Consider the following 1,342-nt stretch of genomic DNA (forward strand, 5'->3'; position numbering starts at 1 on the left):
TTGTGCGGATGACGCATCGGGGACGTGTTCTTGGTGCTGCTGTATGGGAGCGGGGTCATTCTTTGGCGAGTGCGACTGACACCGGGTACTCCCCTCCGCGAATGTCCCCCGCTTCGCTCCGGCGGGCTCAACCCGTCGATGCAACACTTCAACGACGAATCGAGGTGTTAATTGACGAAGAGCACAGGTCAGCGAATTCATCCGTCGGCTGCGCAGCAGCGGCAGATGTGGAATCGATGGAAGCAAGGCGAGCGGATCGCCGAGATCGCCATGGCGTTGAGACGCCCGGTGCCCTCGATACAAACCTGGATCGGCAAGGCAGGAGGCTTTGCGCCTCGAGAGTGCCGGCGCGCGCCTGGCGCCTTGACGCTGCATGAGCGCGAGGAGATCTCGCGCGGACTCTCGACGGGCGAGTCGATACGCTTGATCGCGACACGGTTGTGCCGCAGTCCCAGTACCATCTCGCGAGAGATCCAGCGCAATGGGGGGCTGGGTCGATACCGCGCGATCAATGCCGACGAAGCTGCCTGGCACAGGGCCAAGAGGCCCCAGTGCTGTCACCTGCAGAGGCACCCCGCGCTTGCGCTGGAAGTCGCTGACAAGCTCAGACTGTGCTGGTCGCCCGAGCAGGTTTCGGGATGGCTCAAGTGCCAGTTCCCCGAAGATCGCGAAATGAACGTCTCGCACGAAACAATTTACAGAACGCTTTTCGTCCAGGCCCGTGGCGCCTTGAAGAAGGAGTTGACGGCCTACCTTCGAGAGCGCACCAGGATGCGACGACCCCGTGTGCAGTCGCCGCCGCCCGCGCCCTATCGCATCAAGGACCTGGTCTCCATCAGCGAGCGTCCGCCCGAGGCCGACGACCGCGCGGTGCCAGGCCATTGGGAAGGCGACTTGTTGTTCGGAACGCTCAACTGCCAGGTGGCAACGCTGGTCGAGCGCCGTTCGCGCTACCTCATCCTGGTGAAGGTGGACGGCAAGGACACCCACAGCGTGGTTGAAGCCTTGACCCGCCAGGTCCAGAGATTGCCCGCCGGGCTGATGAAGACCCTGACCTGGGACCGGGGCAGCGAGATGGCCGCTCACCGCAAGTTCTCCGTGGCAACCGATGTGGATGTGTACTTCTGCGATCCACAGTGTCCGTGGCAGCGCGGCTCCAACGAGAACACCAATCGGCTGCTTCGACAGTACCTTCCCAAGGGCAAGGACTTCTCCCACTTCACGCAAGCCCAGTTCGATCGCATCGCCAATGAAATGAACGGTCGACCAAGACAGACACTTGGCTTTGCAAACCCGGCTGAGGTACTCTGGCAGACCGTTGCATCGACGGGTTGAGCCCGCC

1 protein-coding gene is annotated in these 1,342 nt (G+C 62.4%); it reads left to right on the forward strand.

Annotated elements, in window-relative coordinates:
* Nucleotides 1-225 precede the first annotated feature (225 nt).
* Complete coding sequence (locus DBV14_RS31020) at nt 226-1,335, forward strand: IS30 family transposase (protein WP_124465448.1); 1,110 nt, start codon at nt 226-228, stop codon at nt 1,333-1,335.
* Nucleotides 1,336-1,342: the final 7 nt, after the last annotated feature.

The sequence above is a fragment of the Variovorax sp. KBW07 genome, assembly GCF_003852515.1.
Taxonomy (GTDB): domain Bacteria; phylum Pseudomonadota; class Gammaproteobacteria; order Burkholderiales; family Burkholderiaceae_C; genus Variovorax.